Below are 13,969 nucleotides of genomic sequence, written 5' to 3'. Positions count from 1 at the left end.
AGTAATAGTTACCTTTTTAGAAATAGACACCGATTTTTCGGCCTCCTATAGTTTCAATAGGAATGTCCATGTCATATACCTCTTTAAGAACTGCAGAATCTATAATTTCATCCGCTGTACCCGAGGAAGCTACTCTTCCATTTTTAAGCGCAACAATGTAGTCAGAGTAACAAGATGCAAAGTTAATATCGTGGATAACGAGCACAATCGTCTTCCCCTTCTCGTCCACCAAGCGGCGAAGCACCTTCATAATTTGGACGGAATGCTTCATATCAAGGTTGTTGAGCGGTTCATCGAGCAGAATGTACTCTGTATCCTGAGCCATAACCATGGCAATATATGCCCGCTGGCGTTGTCCTCCACTGAGCTGATCAATATATTTATCCTGCATCTCTTGGAGATCCATGTAAGCAATCGCTTCGTCAACGAACGCCCGATCCTCCGGACTCAGCTTCCCCTGTGAATACGGGAATCTACCAAAAGAAACGAGCTCCTTCACAGTGAGGCGTACGCTAATATGATTGGACTGCTTTAACACCGATATTTTACGAGCAAGCTCATTACTTTTGCAGGTACCGATTTCCTTACCTTCGATCAGCACCTCTCCCGCGTCTTTGGAGATAAGTCTGCTGATCATGGAGAGCAGTGTACTTTTACCCGCACCATTTGGTCCGATAAACGAGGTGATTGCGCCTTTTTTGATGGACAAGGACACATCATCAACGACGGTTACTCCGCCATAACGTTTGGTTAAATTTTTAACTTCTACCACGACTTATTCTCCTTTAACAGCAGATAGACGAAGTAGACGCCGCCTGCAAAATTGATAATCACACTAACCGTAGTATTGAATCCAAAAACACGTTCGACCAGGAACTGCCCGCCGACAAGCGCAACAATGCTCAGCAGAATCGTTCCAGGAATCAGATAGGCATGCTTATAGGTACGGAACAGCTGGTGTCCCACATTAGCTACCAACAAACCTAAGAAAGTGATTGGCCCCACTAGAGCCGTCGAGATCGAAACGTAGATAGATACAATAACTAGCAGCCTTTTGACCACATAGTCATAATTGATCCCCAGATTAATGGCTTCATCTTTTCCAAGCGAAATAACATCCAAATACTTAACAAATCGCAAGAAATACAACGTAGTTAGCGTCAGAACAATGGTGGAAAGAATCAATAGGTCACTGCTGACATTGTTGAAGCTGGCGAACATTTTCCCCTGTAGAATCAGGAATTCGTTCGGATCAATAAGCACTTCCATAAAAGAAGACGCGCTCTGGAACATCGTCCCCATGATCAGCCCTACCAGCAGCAGGAAATAAATATTTTGTCCTTCCCTACGGAACATTAGCTTATACAATACGCCTGAAAACAGGACCATGAGACACGCAGAGAACAAGAAGTTGATGTTTTTATTCATAAAGGTCATATTCGATGAACCTAAGGCATATACACCGAACGTCTGGATTAACATGTACAGGGAATCGAGCCCGAGAATACTTGGTGTCAAAATACGATTGTTCGTGATGCTCTGAAAAACTACGGTAGAGACAGCTATCACAGCTCCGGTAATCAGAATGGCCGCCAGCTTTCTTCCCCGGCTGGGCAGAACGTAGTCCCAATTTCCCAAAGCATGATACGTCATAAACAAGACGATGAGGGCGACAGCACTTATAGATAATATAGTTAGTTTTGTCTTCATCTCTAGTTCGCCTTTCTTCTCATCAGCAAGTAGATAAACAGACCACTACCGATGACGCCTACCGTGAGACTGATTGATATTTCATATGGATAGATAATGAGCCTGCCCAGAATATCGCAGAACAGGAGGAACACCGCTCCGAGAATGGCTGTATGCGCCAGACTTTTTTTGAGGTTATCTCCTATGTACAACGTTACAATGTTAGGTACTACCAGACCCAGAAATGGAATCGTACCTACGGTTAAAATGACAACAGAAGAGATTAACGCTACAATTACCAATCCCACGTTGACAACCGCTTTGTAATTCATGCCAAGATTAACGGAGAAATCCTCGCCCATACCGGCTACCGTAAATTTATTAGCGAAGAGATACGCCAGAATGACAAGTGGAATGCTGATATAAATTAATTCGTATTGGCCTTTGATAATCGTTGAGAAATCTCCAAGCATCCAAGACGAGATATTCTGAATCAAATCATTTTTATACGCAAAAAATGTTGTAATCGAGCCTACAATGTTGCCGAACATGAGTCCGACCAGCGGGATAAAAATACTATCCTTGAACTTGATCCGATCCAAGATTCTCATAAAAATAAAGGTGCCCAATAGTGCAAAAACAAAAGCAACCAGCAATTTCTGCATTGGCGTTGCGCCTGTGAATAACATGAGGGATACGAGAATACCAAATTTCGCGGAATCCATCGTCCCTGCCGTAGTCGGGGAGACGAATTTATTGCGTGACAGCTGTTGCATAATTAATCCGGCAATACTCATGCTGACTCCAGCGATAATCAATGCGGCTAACCGGGGAATCCGGCTTACCAGCAAGGTCTGTACTTGAGATTCCGTAAGATGAAAGAGATCTAATGGGGATATATCTTTAACGCCTATAAACAAAGATATAAATGAAAATACTATTAGAAGTAGGGACAAATATTTTAGTTTCATGAGTTGTTCCTTATCTGTTTAATAGTTTACACATGCGATTTTATGATAATGATTTTCATTCGCAATGTTTTAAATTATACCTAAGCCCACTTTGAGGGTCAACCCTTTCATATACTTAAATTTAAAATAATTAAGACTTAGGCTTATCTGCTTAAGTTACATAAAAAAAGACACCCTAACGGGTGCCTCTTTAATCTCTGCCATATTTTTAGCGCTAAGCTATAGGATTTATTTATATTTCTTCCAATCCTGATTACTGTTCTCCAGCAGATGTGCAAAATCATTATCCAACCGCTTCTGCTCAGCCTTGCGCTGATCTTCCACTGCCTTACGGGCAGCTTCTTTACGGTCATTTTCCTCCGCTTTCAACGCATCAGATTGCGCCTTCAGCTTTCCTAGAACATCACTGCTTAGCAGATCTTTTAACGTAGCAGGGCCATCATTCGTAGCGGCTCTTGGTGTGGTAGGCATTTTCTTTTTTTTAGCCACTGTCCATCATCCTTTCTAGTACTGAATTAAATTGGAATTTGTTTAAGTTATTGGTCTTTTCGTTTATAATGTTTACTAAGAGGTGAGCCCTATGAAGTCCAATGATTTATGTCCCCGGCTACAAAAAAGTATGGATATTATCGGCAGGCGTTGGACTGGTTTAATTATCTACCAGCTCCTTCAAGGACCCCAACGTTTCAATGTAATTGAAGCGGCATTGCCCATCAGTGGAAGACTGCTCTCCGAACGGCTCAAAGAGCTGGAACAGGAAGGGATCGTTCTTCGAGAAGTGTTCCCAGAGACCCCCGTGCGGATCCAATATTCTTTGACGGATAAAGGTCTTGCCCTGGAATCAGTCATCCGAGACTTACAGAGTTGGTCCAAAGAATGGGTCGATTGTGACACCGATAATCTAAATTCAACTCTCAAAATGTAAGCGTTTTATATGAGGCATTAGATTTTAAGGCCGACAATGACTAAATCACGCTCTATACCGTCAAGTTCAGCCACACCAGGCAGCATTCCCCACTCTTCAAAACCAAACTTTTTCAACAAACCAAGGCTTGGATCATTATGTCCAAACACAAAGCCGACTAGATTCTTAATTCCGAGACTAGGGGCTTTCTCAATGGCCTCTGTCAGAAGAATTCTGCCCGCACCACCACCACGGAACTTTTCATTCACGTATACACTGATTTCTGCTGTTGCATTATACGCTGGACGACCATAGAAGGATTGAAAACTGAACCATGCAGCAATTTCATCTCCTTGCTTCAGTACCCATAAGGGACGGTGATGGCTATTATGCTCAAGAAACCATTTCTCCCGGTCTGCAACAGTAACGGGTTCCAGATCTGCAGTTACCACCCTCCCAGCAATCGTTGAGTTATAAATATCTACAATAGCTGCTAAGTCTGCAGATGTTGCATCTTCAATTCTGCTGTTCTCCCAATTCATCCCTTAATTCCTCCAAATGTGTTAATTAACTCAGGCCGACCTGCTCCTGGCTCCATTGCCACAGCCGTTCGGCTTCTATTGTATTCTGCGCTCTGGGAGACAGTTGTTTAATCTTTCTTCGATAATAATATTGACCGGTTACCTCTCCAAGATCGGGATCTGTAGCCAAATAAATCGCTGTATCGGCACCTTGTTCAGGTGTTAAGAAAAAGTATGAGAGTAACTTAAGTACCGACTTGCCGAAACCAGTCTCCCGGTTTACACCTATATTCGTCCCCACTGCTCCTGGATGCAGGCAATTCACCGTCACCTTTGTTCCGTGAAGACGCGAAGCCAGCTCCCGCGTGAACAGAATATTGGCTAGCTTGGATCGGGCATAGGCTTTTGCAGGATTAAAACGGCGAGCGAGGGTTGGATCTTCATAATGGAGCGCACCTATCTTGTAAGCACCGGAGGCAACCACAATGATACGGCCTTGCTCTGCTGCCTGCAACGACTCAAGTAACAGATTGGTAAGTAGAAAATGCCCCAAATGATTTACGCCAAGATCCATCTCAAAGCCGTCCTTCGTAAGCTGACGCTTAATCGTGACTACCCCGGCGTTATTGATAAGTATGTCTAGCATCGGATATTTCATAGTGAATTCCTCAGCAAAGCTGCGAATGCTCTCAAGTGAAGCCAGATCACACAACATGAGCTCGATATCCTCGGAGTGGCTCTTTCGTTTGGCGGCAGCAAGTGCTTCTTCTCCCCGCTGGCGATTACGGCAAACCATAATAACTTTAGCTCCCTTGCGAGCCAGTTCAACTGTTGTGGCTAGCCCCATACCGGAATTCGCTCCGGTAACAAGTGCGATTGTTCCTCTCATTGCAAGAATCACTCCTCTCTCAACAACCGTACCCGAATAAGCTTCAGCCTAACCTTAGGAGAAGTATATTTAAAGATATGTTACACCAACTAGTAGGGTTAAGAAAAGCTTCATGTCATGATTAGCCAACGATAGTTATAGTTCGTCAGGTGCGTCTGGTCTATTTTTGATCTATAATAGGAATATTGCAGTTCTAATCGTGAAGTTGAAAGGGGAACACCAACTATGAATAATGCTCTGACAAGCCTAGAGCAGCAAATGGCGGGCGAAGGTCTGGATGCCCTGCTCGTAACAGATCCCAAGCATGTCTACTACTTAACCGGCTTCGCCAGCGATCCGCATGAACGTTTTCTCGGTCTGCTGCTGATACGCGGAGAAGAGCCTATGCTCATTCTGCCTGCATTGGATGCAGAAGCAGCTCAAGCAGCCTCTTCGGTCACCAAAATCCTAACTCACACTGACACTGATAATCCCTATAACCTGCTAAAAGATTGTTTCGGCAGCAGTAAGCTAGGTACTCTCGGCATAGAAAAAGAACATTTCTCAGTAGCCCGTTTTGAGCACCTAACCGCTGCTGTTCCAGCTGAAAGGTTTAGTGATATTGGTCCATTGCTGCGCAGCATGCGCTCTAAAAAGACCCCGGACGAAGTTAAGCGCATGAAACATGCCGCTGAGCTAGTTGAGGAAGCCTTGCGCCGCGTTCTTACCCACGTAAAAACAGGCGTTACAGAAAACGATCTAGTAGCGGAGCTAGAATATCTAATGAAAAAGGTTGGCGCTTCCGGCCCTTCCTTCGACACTATGGTGCTTTCTGGTCCGAAAACTGCCCTGCCTCACGGTGTTCCGGGCAACCGGGTCATTCAACCCGGCGACTTCCTGATGTTTGATATCGGGGTGTATGCCGATGGTTATGCTTCTGATATTACACGTACCTTTGCTATTGAATCCGTAGACGACAAGCTAGTCACTATCTATAACACTGTGCTGGCTGCCAACGAAGCTGGGATCGCTGCCTCCAATCCTGGAGCACCTTTCGGCTCAGTCGACAAAGCTGCACGTGATGTAATTGAAGAAGCTGGATTCGGAGAATATTTCTTACACCGTGTCGGACACGGACTGGGCATGGATGTTCATGAATATCCATCACTTCACGGACAGAACGACGACATTATCGAAATCGGCAATGTGTTCACCGTTGAGCCAGGAATTTATGTGCCTGGACTAGCGGGTGTACGTATCGAAGATGATCTGATTATTACAGCTGAAGGTGCAGAGACCTTAACAAGCTTCCCTAAGGAACTGACTATTCTTCATTTGTAGAAAAGAATTACAAGCCATAGCCAAAAACACAGAGCAGCGATTCCTCCAATAATGAGAGAATCGCCGCTCTGTGTTTTTTTAAATTCAAACCTGTGTTCCCCACATCCCGCGAACCAACTTAGCCTCTTTCACCATCCTGCCGATCAGCTCCGCGACTGTAGGAATATCTTGGATCATTCCTGTCACTTGACCTGCCCAGCCGATGCCCTCTTCTTTGATATCATCATAGATCCAGCGCTTGTTGGCTGCACCACTGATATACTCTTTTAATGCTTCATAGGTCGGAGTCACGCGCTCGATTTCAAGAATTTGATCAATGTAGTCACTACGTAACACTCGTGCGGGTGCTCCAATAGAACGTTTGATTACAACCGTATCCGACTCTGAGCTTTCTACTAAAGCTTTTTTATAAGAAGTGGCCGCATGAACACATTCCACTGTAGCAACGAAACGAGTGCCCATTTCGATTCCTTCAGCCCCAAGTGCATGAGCAGCCATCCATCCACGGCCATCTCCGATCCCTCCGGAAGCAATCACAGGAATATTAACCGCATCAACCACTTGCGGAACGAGCACCATGGTTCCAACATCGTCACGCCCTAAGTGGCCCCCTCCCTCATGCCCAACAACAATAACCGCAGAAGCCCCTAATTGTTCAGCTTTTTGGGCTTGTCTGCGTGAGGAGACGAGCACGAGTGTTTTAATATCGGTGGGCTGTAACATTTCCAGTATAGGGGCTGGATTCCCTCCAGTGAGGCTCACCACGGGAACCTGCTCTTCGATGGCGACCTGCACCCGATCTTCATAACCAATCCCATGCATGCCGATAGCAAAATTAACACCAAATGGTTTGTCCGTTAGTGTTCGTACCCGACGTATTTCTGCACGTAAGGCCTCCGCATCCGGAAGACTCATTGCCGTGACCTGACCCAGTCCACCGATAATTGAAACCGCAGCCGCAAGGTCTGCATAACCTAAATAAGCAAGTCCTCCTTGAATAATAGGATATTCTATGTGTAATAACTCCGTAATACGGGTATTCCATTTCATCTTCATCTACACCTTTCCTATCTTTAAGCAAAGCAGAATCACGGCAATTAAAAGGGCAGCTCCCCCTGCCAGATAATCTATTTGCTGAAATTGCAGTCTTTTAAAAGAAGTCCTTCCTTTACCATTCCCATAAGCACGCGCATCAATTGCATAGCTCAGCTGTTCAGCACGTTGAATCGTTGTGAAGAGCAGAGGAATAATGATCGGAATGTACGCATATATCCGTTTAGGCAGTGATAATACTGTGAGATCATAACCTCTAGCCTTTTGTGCGAGAAGGATACGATCAAGCTCCTCCTTGATGGTAGGGATAAAACGGATCGCAATCACTATCATTAAAGAGAACTGCTCTACGGGTACCCCCAATTTGGACAGAGGGGCAAGCAGCTTCTCCAGACCATAAGCTAAGTCTAGCGGTTTAGTAGTTAATGTCAGAATTGAGGCTAACAAGATGAGCAATATAATCCGCCATACAAAACGTAATCCTATCCGCAATCCCTCTTCAGTCACCTCGATAAAAAACCATGACCAGAGAATCGTCCCCTTGGTGAACACGGCATTGTAAACAAAAGTAAATAATAAAATAAATAATACCGGCCGTAGCCCTCGCCAAAAAAAATGCACAGGAACTTTAGACAGTAGTAACAATCCCAATACAAAAAAGGTTGCAACAACATAACTAAGCCCCGTACCAAGCATCATAAAGCTAAGCATGAGCATCACGATACTTACAAGCTTTGTACGAGGATCTAAACGATGAAAAATCGAATGCGTCTCCACATATTGACCGACTAATACGGAATCAGCCATGCCCTTGCCCCCTCGAATGCCAAATCGGCAAAATCGCTTCGAAGATATCCTGCTCTTTACAGCTGGCAACTTCAATCTTCTGACCAGATAATTCCTCCACTAGCTTCAAGAGCTGTACGGGTTCAGGCAAGGATAGTCCAAGTTCCAGCAGTAATTCTTCCTTTTCCAGAAACAATGTTCTGGTATCATGATGCCCTTTTAACTGACCTTCATGAAAAACCATGACCTCATCTGAGAATTCGGCAACATCACCCATCTGATGCGAAACGAAGAGGATGGTGCGATTGTCTTGTTGCTGCCATTCCTTTAGTAGCCTCAGCAAAGACACTTGGCTAGCTGGATCGAGACCCGCTGTCGGTTCATCCAATATCAGCAGCTTCGGATTTGTCATCAGTACAGAGGCAATAGCTACACGGCGCTTTTCACCACCACTTAGCTGGAATGGATTTAAGGGGAGAATCCCCTCTGGCAAACCCACTTGCGGCAAGATCATTTCAATCGCCTCTGTAATTTGCTGACGTGAAGCACCCTGCTGATTCAGAGCAAAAGCAAGCTCCTTATGCACCGTTGTTTCGAATAGCTGATGCTCCGGATATTGAAAAGCGAAACCCAACTCGGGGACAACCTTTAAGCGTCCTTTAGCATCTCTGCTGGCAGGCTGCTGGTTAATCCAATAGTCTCCTTTTACGGTGGGAATCAAGCCCTTCAGCACTTTGACAAAGGTAGACTTTCCTGCGCCTGTTGGACCAATAATAGAAATCCATTTGCCTTCAGGAATAGTGCAGTTTATATTGCGCAAAGCCACATGATCGGCATAGTTCACACTTAGTTTTTTTAATTGGTAGACCATTGTGATCGAATTATCCCCTTCCAATCGGCTGTTAGCGGTGCTGCTGAATGGAGCAATGTATGTACACGCACTGCGAAGGGCAGTTGTAATTGATAGTCCGCAACAGGCATGGTTTCAAAAAAAGTCAGTGGATCGCCATCAAACTCAAGTCGTCCTTGGTGCAGGAGCAATACGCGTTCTGCTGCAAACACTTCCTCCATATGGTGGGTGATATGAATAAGCGTCAGGCCTTGACGATGCAGCTCTTGCATGATGGAAAGAACCTGCTGTCTTCCCTGGGGATCAAGCATTGAGGTAGCCTCGTCAAAAATAATGACTTGCGGGCGCATCGCCAATATAGCTGCGATAGCGACACGTTGCTTTTGGCCTCCAGATAGCTGATGTGGCATAGCTTCCAGATAATCCTCCATATGAACGGCCTGTAAGGCATGATCCAATCGGCTGCGCATTTCCTCCCTCGGCACACGGATATTCTCCAAACCAAAAAGCACCTCATCCATAACGGTTGTGGTGATAAATTGATCCTCTGGATTCTGAAAAACAAAACCGATTTGCTGATGAATCTCCGCAAGATCCGTTGGTTTTGCTGTGTCCAAGCTCTTAAATTGTACAGTCCCTTTTCGCGGCAGCAGCAGTCCGTCCATGAGCTTTGCAATAGTGGATTTGCCAGAACCATTCGCCCCGACTATCGCCACAAACTCCCCTGCGTCTATCGTAAAGCTAATATCCTCCAGAAGAGGTTGTCCTTTTTTATAATAAAAACAAACTTGATCGAAGGTAAGCATTTATTCAGTCCCCTTTTGACGGTGCCAAGCAGCAAAAAATGCCTCAATGCTACTCTCGGAAAATGCAGGTGCAGGCTTCTCCCATTTTGTCACTTTTGATCCATTCACAGCAAAGATTTCACCGGTTAAATCCGCGTCGGACTCCCTCAACAATGCAGTCACGAAGGAAGCAATAGCCTCAGCGTCACCTATTCTCCAAAAATCAGGCAAAGGTTCATTACGACTGGCATGTTTCTCCTTCAAATGGTCAATTATAGGTCTGGTCATATCCGTTAATGCCGCTGGAGAAATCGCATTGACCCTAATCTGGTCACGTTTCAGCTCTGCTGCGAGCGTCCACATCATGCCCAGTATTCCAGCCTTGGCTGCACTATAATTCACCTGACCTACGGAACCTGCTAGTCCAGCAGCAGAGGTCATCAACAGGATATCCCCACCTGTTTCACGCATATGTGGTAATACTCGTTGAATGCAATAATAAGTGCCATTTAAATGCACATCCAGAACATTCTTCCACTGTTCATCCGTCATACGTTGACATTTCTGATCCTGCACAATTCCCGCGTTAGCTATCAATACCTCGATACGACCGTATCGGGCAATGACCTCATCTACCATGGCAGTGACTGCGACGGAATCGGCTACATTAGCAGCGTACCCTAGCGCCTCTCCGCCTGCCTGGCGGATCTCGCGCACAACCTCATCAATTAAGACTTGTTTCGTACCATTTACAACCACTATATAACCTGACTTGCCAAGCTGCATGGCGATACTACGTCCGATCCCTCTTGTTGCTCCAGTAATTAAGGCCACTTTATTCATCGCTACACCTCTTTCACTGCAAAAGCTCCCGCAGCAATAACATCGCCAGCTTCTGTTGTAAGGATCACTTTCACAAAGCAATCGTCCGCTGCAAAATCAAAAATCACGACACTATCGACCTCTATTGGCTTATGAAATTTCATATCATATTGAGTGATCCACTGTGTAGGGTGCTCAGCAATATACAAAGATTGGGCTAATCCCATAAGATACATCCCATGTGCGATGGGTCGCTCCAAACCAGCCTTGGCTGCGGCCTCTGCATCTAGATGTATAGGCTCCAAATCTTGGGAAGCAGCTGCATATTGCCGGATAGCCTCAGCTGTTATGCACTTTTTCATCATGATCATCACCTACCCGAATTAACACCGTTTCTGCGGTGACTATTAGCTTACCCTCACACCTACAAACCAGCGTATGTGTGTAAAAAGTCAGTTTACCCTGTCTGCCTTCTTTTTGCACCTCGCCCGTTAACGCTAATTCACAATCCAAAATCATCCCCGCCGTAATCGGAGCTTGATATGAAAATTTCTGAGTGCCGTGAAGCAAGGGTTCACCGATGATTAACCAAGGAATATCGAAGTCTTGCCAGAAAATAATAGGCATCGTCGCAGGAGCGATCAGCTTTCCATTTATCGTCTGCAAGGGTGCTTCAATACTCTGTGCGTAGTCCGAAATCCATTCAGCAGTCATATGGATCTGATGTCGGACACTGTTCATTCTATAACCTCCACGAGTGTTGCCAGACCTATCCCGCCGCCGATTCCCAGAGTAGCAAGCCCTCGTTGGTAAGGGGCATGTTGCATTTCAGCACATAAGCGAGTCATTAAAATAGCCCCGGAAGCTCCGTATGGATGGCCTATTGCTAATGCCCCCCCGCCAAGATTGACCTTTTCCTGTGGCATTTGAAGCTCGTTCAGTGATGCCAATACTTGTGAAGCAAAAGCTTCGTTAAACTCTACGATATCTAAATCGGCAACGGTAAGCTTTTGGCGTTTTAACACCTTTTGCACAGCTGGTACAGGCCCCATACCCAAATAATTCGGATCTACACCCGCAGCTTGCGCATCCACGACCCGCAAAATAGGGGTAAGCTTAAGCTGCTGGCATTTCTCACGAGACATCATTAATAGAAGCGCTGCGCCATCATTAATAGGACAGGCATTTCCAGCAGTGACGGTACCCTTTTCTTCAAAAATTGGCGGCAGCTTTTGCAGCTTGTCCAGACTCGTATTTGCCCGAGGACATTCGTCGGTGCTCACCCACTGCCCCTCTACCTGAAGAGGTACTATCTCCTGCTGAAACCGGTCACTTTGCTGAGCATGAACCGCCTTTTGATGGCTTTTTAAGGCATATTGATCCTGCTCTTCTCGAGAAATCCCGTATTTCCTAGCTACATTCTCTGCAGCAATTCCCATATCCGGATCACCGTAAGAGCTAGGCGTAAAATGTGCACGGGTATACAGCTGTGGAACCCCCATTAACGTCTGTGGTTTAGCCATTTTCCATGGAGCACGGCTCGTACTTTCGACACCACCTGCTAAATAAATCTCACCAGCGCCGCTTTGAATCAGTCTTGCTGCTATATTAATTGCCTCTAGCCCAGATCCGCACTGACGATCCACGGTGACACCCGGAACCGAAACAGGCAGCCCCGCTTCAAGCGCAGCTACCCGGGCAATATTACCTCCTGGGCCCACAACATTCCCAATAATGACATCATCAATCAGTTCTTTAGGCAAGTTCGTTTCGGCTACAATATGCTGAATAAGCGGCGCCAGTAATGCCTCCGGCTCAAGTGTACTTAATAAGCCACCCATTCTGCCAACCGGTGTACGTTTTGCCATGACAATTACTGCTTCTATCATATCATCGCTCTTTTCACATAGTCTTTCATCGCTTGCCGGGCAATTTTCCCGCTACTTGTATAGATAAATTCATCCACGGTTAGCAGCTGCTTCGGCGCTTTGTAGCTCGCTAAATACTGGCGGCAATAATTCTTAATTTCTTCGACAGATAAATGCTGTTCTCCGCTCCACTTCACGAGGGCTATCAGCTGTTCTCCCCAGTAATCGTCAGGCACGCCAAGCACCATCACTTCATCTATTTCCGGAAGAAACTCCAGCACCCTCTCTATTTCTTCCGGATAAACGTTCAGCCCTCCGGATATGATTTTATTCTTCAAACGTCCCGCCATATATAAATAACCAGCTTCATCCTGATAAACATAGTCTTCTAAAACAAGCCATCCCTCTCTAAAAGCTGCTGCTGTCTCATTAGGCAATTGATGGTAGCCTAAAAATATCATATCACTACGCACATATAGCTGCCCAATCTCCCCAGGAGGGACTTCCCGGAACTGGTCTTCACGAATGGAAATTTGCACCCCGGGATAAGGTTTGCCTACAGAGGTCGGATTATGCTCGGTCAGAACATCCAAATAACTAATATAGCTCGCTTCTGAAGAACCGTAGGATTCATAAAGCCGCGCTCCACCAAACACTTCCATGCCCCTTTTCTTGGACAACTCCGACCACTTTGCACCTGAGCTAATAATCGCATCAATCTGTATCTGCCCAGGTACAGCCTGCTGCATCATGGATTCGATCATTGTTGGTACGACGAACAGCACCACGCCCGCAATTTGCTGGCACAACTCTAACACCTGCGTGGCACTAAATTTTTGTGTGATATGAAAGGTTGCTCCACCATATAGACTCTGCATTACGGCGAATAAGGATAGGGAATGCACAAATGGACCTGGTGCCAAAACATCCTTCATAGCGTCCAATTCAAAAGCAATATTCGAGACCTCAAAGCTTTTTAACCATGATAAATGGGTACGCATATAACCTTTGGGCAATCCGGTTGTGCCTGAAGTAAAGCCAATAAATAATAATTCATTCGTCTCATCCAACTCAGCCTCCGGCTTCAGGGCAGCCAGCCACTGATCATAGGAACCTGTTCGTTCATTTGAGAAGGTCAGAGTTGGGATCGTTTGATCCTTGAAAACCAGATTCTTTGCGGCTTCCGGCTCGGCAAAAATCATTGTCGGCTGGCACTGCTCTATAATAACCTGCAGTTCATTAGCACTCCATTTGGGATCTAAGGGAATGGGAACACAGCCCGCATAAATCGCCCCCAAAAAAACCTCAACAAATTCAATACGATTCGTAGATAAAATCGCGATTTTGTCATGCCTCAGACCCTTTTGCTGTAAGCCATTCGCGATTCTCCGCATCGTTTTTACTAATGTGGCATAGGTATGACTTGCTTGGTCATGGGTTAAGGCAATGCTGTCGGGCTGCTGTGCTGCATGACGCAGTATAGGAATTACTAGATTCATCCTGATCACACC

At 45.6% G+C, this 13,969-nt stretch carries 17 protein-coding genes; 2 read left to right on the top strand and 15 right to left on the bottom strand.

Annotated features, from left to right (window positions below; genetic code table 11):
- Positions 1-16: 16 nt before the first annotated feature.
- The 4 genes from MKY54_RS06625 to MKY54_RS06610 form a co-directional block, all read right to left on the bottom strand.
- Entirely contained in the window at positions 17-772 is a 756-nt protein-coding gene (locus tag MKY54_RS06625) for an ABC transporter ATP-binding protein (protein ID WP_036681845.1), read from the bottom strand.
- A complete protein-coding gene (locus MKY54_RS06620) occupies positions 766-1,710 on the bottom strand; it encodes an iron chelate uptake ABC transporter family permease subunit (protein WP_036681842.1) in 945 nt (314 codons plus the stop codon). Before MKY54_RS06620 ends, MKY54_RS06625 begins: the two co-directional genes overlap by 7 nt.
- Positions 1,711-1,712: 2 nt before the next feature.
- Positions 1,713-2,660 carry an ABC transporter permease gene (locus MKY54_RS06615; protein ID WP_076142171.1) on the bottom strand — a complete coding sequence of 316 codons (948 nt, stop codon included), beginning with the start codon at positions 2,658-2,660 and terminating at the stop codon, positions 1,713-1,715.
- Between the two features lie 228 nt (positions 2,661-2,888).
- A complete protein-coding gene (locus tag MKY54_RS06610) occupies positions 2,889-3,149 on the bottom strand; it encodes a YqkE family protein (protein ID WP_036681837.1) in 261 nt (86 codons plus the stop codon).
- A 91-nt stretch (positions 3,150-3,240) separates the two neighbouring features.
- On the opposite strand from MKY54_RS06610, the gene MKY54_RS06605 reads away from it, so the two are divergent.
- A complete protein-coding gene (locus tag MKY54_RS06605) occupies positions 3,241-3,585 on the top strand; it encodes a helix-turn-helix domain-containing protein (RefSeq protein WP_076128100.1) in 345 nt (114 codons plus the stop codon).
- 17 nt (positions 3,586-3,602) lie between these two features.
- Here the strand turns inward: MKY54_RS06605 and MKY54_RS06600 are convergent, their stop codons facing one another.
- Positions 3,603-4,106: a GNAT family N-acetyltransferase gene (locus MKY54_RS06600; RefSeq protein ID WP_076142169.1), complete on the bottom strand. Its 504-nt coding sequence runs from the start codon at positions 4,104-4,106 to the stop codon at positions 3,603-3,605.
- Between the two features lie 25 nt (positions 4,107-4,131).
- The gene (locus MKY54_RS06595) at positions 4,132-4,974 is read right to left on the bottom strand and encodes an SDR family oxidoreductase (protein WP_076308062.1); all 843 of its coding nucleotides are present in this window, start codon (positions 4,972-4,974) and stop codon (positions 4,132-4,134) included.
- A gap of 225 nt (positions 4,975-5,199) precedes the next feature.
- Here MKY54_RS06595 and MKY54_RS06590 point away from each other — a divergent pair, with 225 nt between their 5' ends.
- Complete coding sequence (locus tag MKY54_RS06590) at positions 5,200-6,294, top strand: Xaa-Pro peptidase family protein (protein WP_076128106.1); 1,095 nt, start codon at positions 5,200-5,202, stop codon at positions 6,292-6,294.
- An 84-nt stretch (positions 6,295-6,378) separates the two neighbouring features.
- Here MKY54_RS06590 and MKY54_RS06585 read toward each other — a convergent pair whose 3' ends face one another.
- From MKY54_RS06585 to MKY54_RS06545, 9 genes are read right to left on the bottom strand one after another with little or no spacing between them, the layout of a single operon-like run.
- The gene (locus MKY54_RS06585; protein WP_076128237.1) at positions 6,379-7,344 is read right to left on the bottom strand and encodes a nitronate monooxygenase family protein; all 966 of its coding nucleotides are present in this window, start codon (positions 7,342-7,344) and stop codon (positions 6,379-6,381) included.
- Positions 7,345-7,350: 6 nt separating this feature from the next.
- The gene (locus MKY54_RS06580) at positions 7,351-8,154 is read right to left on the bottom strand and encodes an energy-coupling factor transporter transmembrane component T (RefSeq protein WP_076128108.1); all 804 of its coding nucleotides are present in this window, start codon (positions 8,152-8,154) and stop codon (positions 7,351-7,353) included.
- On the bottom strand, positions 8,147-9,004 hold the full coding sequence (locus MKY54_RS06575; protein ID WP_076128110.1) for an ATP-binding cassette domain-containing protein: 858 nt from the start codon (positions 9,002-9,004) through the stop codon (positions 8,147-8,149). The genes MKY54_RS06580 and MKY54_RS06575 overlap by 8 nt, the downstream gene beginning before the upstream one ends.
- A complete protein-coding gene (locus MKY54_RS06570; protein WP_076128113.1) occupies positions 8,989-9,789 on the bottom strand; it encodes an energy-coupling factor transporter ATPase in 801 nt (266 codons plus the stop codon). The genes MKY54_RS06575 and MKY54_RS06570 overlap by 16 nt, the downstream gene beginning before the upstream one ends.
- A complete protein-coding gene (locus MKY54_RS06565) occupies positions 9,790-10,611 on the bottom strand; it encodes an SDR family NAD(P)-dependent oxidoreductase (RefSeq protein WP_339172033.1) in 822 nt (273 codons plus the stop codon). It abuts the gene before it with no gap.
- 2 nt (positions 10,612-10,613) lie between these two features.
- The gene (locus MKY54_RS06560; RefSeq protein ID WP_339189956.1) at positions 10,614-10,952 is read right to left on the bottom strand and encodes a MaoC family dehydratase; all 339 of its coding nucleotides are present in this window, start codon (positions 10,950-10,952) and stop codon (positions 10,614-10,616) included.
- Positions 10,930-11,331, bottom strand: a complete 402-nt coding sequence (locus MKY54_RS06555; protein WP_339172027.1) for a MaoC family dehydratase N-terminal domain-containing protein — start codon at positions 11,329-11,331, stop codon at positions 10,930-10,932. Before MKY54_RS06555 ends, MKY54_RS06560 begins: the two co-directional genes overlap by 23 nt.
- The gene (locus MKY54_RS06550) at positions 11,328-12,479 is read right to left on the bottom strand and encodes a thiolase family protein (protein ID WP_076308067.1); all 1,152 of its coding nucleotides are present in this window, start codon (positions 12,477-12,479) and stop codon (positions 11,328-11,330) included. The genes MKY54_RS06555 and MKY54_RS06550 overlap by 4 nt, the downstream gene beginning before the upstream one ends.
- Positions 12,476-13,957, bottom strand: a complete 1,482-nt coding sequence (locus MKY54_RS06545) for an AMP-binding protein (protein WP_339189955.1) — start codon at positions 13,955-13,957, stop codon at positions 12,476-12,478. The genes MKY54_RS06550 and MKY54_RS06545 overlap by 4 nt, the downstream gene beginning before the upstream one ends.
- Positions 13,958-13,969: the final 12 nt, after the last annotated feature.

The sequence above is a fragment of the Paenibacillus sp. FSL P2-0121 genome (assembly GCF_037975345.1).
In the GTDB taxonomy this organism is placed as follows: domain Bacteria; phylum Bacillota; class Bacilli; order Paenibacillales; family Paenibacillaceae; genus Paenibacillus_AQ; species Paenibacillus_AQ odorifer.
Note: the sequence above shows the minus strand (reverse complement) of the source record. Positions and strands in the feature narration are given on the sequence as shown.

Bases quoted from the DNA above. Each gene is read 5' to 3' on its own strand.
- MKY54_RS06570 (WP_076128113.1), bottom strand. From the start codon at position 9,789: ATGCTTACCTTCGATCAAGTTTGTTTTTATTATAAAAAAGGACAACCT.
- MKY54_RS06590 (WP_076128106.1), top strand. From the start codon at position 5,200: ATGAATAATGCTCTGACAAGCCTAGAGCAGCAAATGGCGGGCGAAGGT.
- MKY54_RS06580 (WP_076128108.1), bottom strand. From the start codon at position 8,154: ATGGCTGATTCCGTATTAGTCGGTCAATATGTGGAGACGCATTCGATT.
- MKY54_RS06545 (WP_339189955.1), bottom strand. From the start codon at position 13,957: ATGAATCTAGTAATTCCTATACTGCGTCATGCAGCACAGCAGCCCGAC.
- MKY54_RS06620 (WP_036681842.1), bottom strand. From the start codon at position 1,710: ATGAAGACAAAACTAACTATATTATCTATAAGTGCTGTCGCCCTCATC.
- MKY54_RS06550 (WP_076308067.1), bottom strand. From the start codon at position 12,479: ATGATAGAAGCAGTAATTGTCATGGCAAAACGTACACCGGTTGGCAGA.
- MKY54_RS06565 (WP_339172033.1), bottom strand. From the start codon at position 10,611: ATGAATAAAGTGGCCTTAATTACTGGAGCAACAAGAGGGATCGGACGT.
- MKY54_RS06555 (WP_339172027.1), bottom strand. From the start codon at position 11,331: ATGAACAGTGTCCGACATCAGATCCATATGACTGCTGAATGGATTTCG.
- MKY54_RS06605 (WP_076128100.1), top strand. From the start codon at position 3,241: ATGAAGTCCAATGATTTATGTCCCCGGCTACAAAAAAGTATGGATATT.
- MKY54_RS06595 (WP_076308062.1), bottom strand. From the start codon at position 4,974: ATGAGAGGAACAATCGCACTTGTTACCGGAGCGAATTCCGGTATGGGG.
- MKY54_RS06615 (WP_076142171.1), bottom strand. From the start codon at position 2,660: ATGAAACTAAAATATTTGTCCCTACTTCTAATAGTATTTTCATTTATA.
- MKY54_RS06585 (WP_076128237.1), bottom strand. From the start codon at position 7,344: ATGAAATGGAATACCCGTATTACGGAGTTATTACACATAGAATATCCT.
- MKY54_RS06600 (WP_076142169.1), bottom strand. From the start codon at position 4,106: ATGAATTGGGAGAACAGCAGAATTGAAGATGCAACATCTGCAGACTTA.
- MKY54_RS06560 (WP_339189956.1), bottom strand. From the start codon at position 10,952: ATGAAAAAGTGCATAACAGCTGAGGCTATCCGGCAATATGCAGCTGCT.
- MKY54_RS06575 (WP_076128110.1), bottom strand. From the start codon at position 9,004: ATGGTCTACCAATTAAAAAAACTAAGTGTGAACTATGCCGATCATGTG.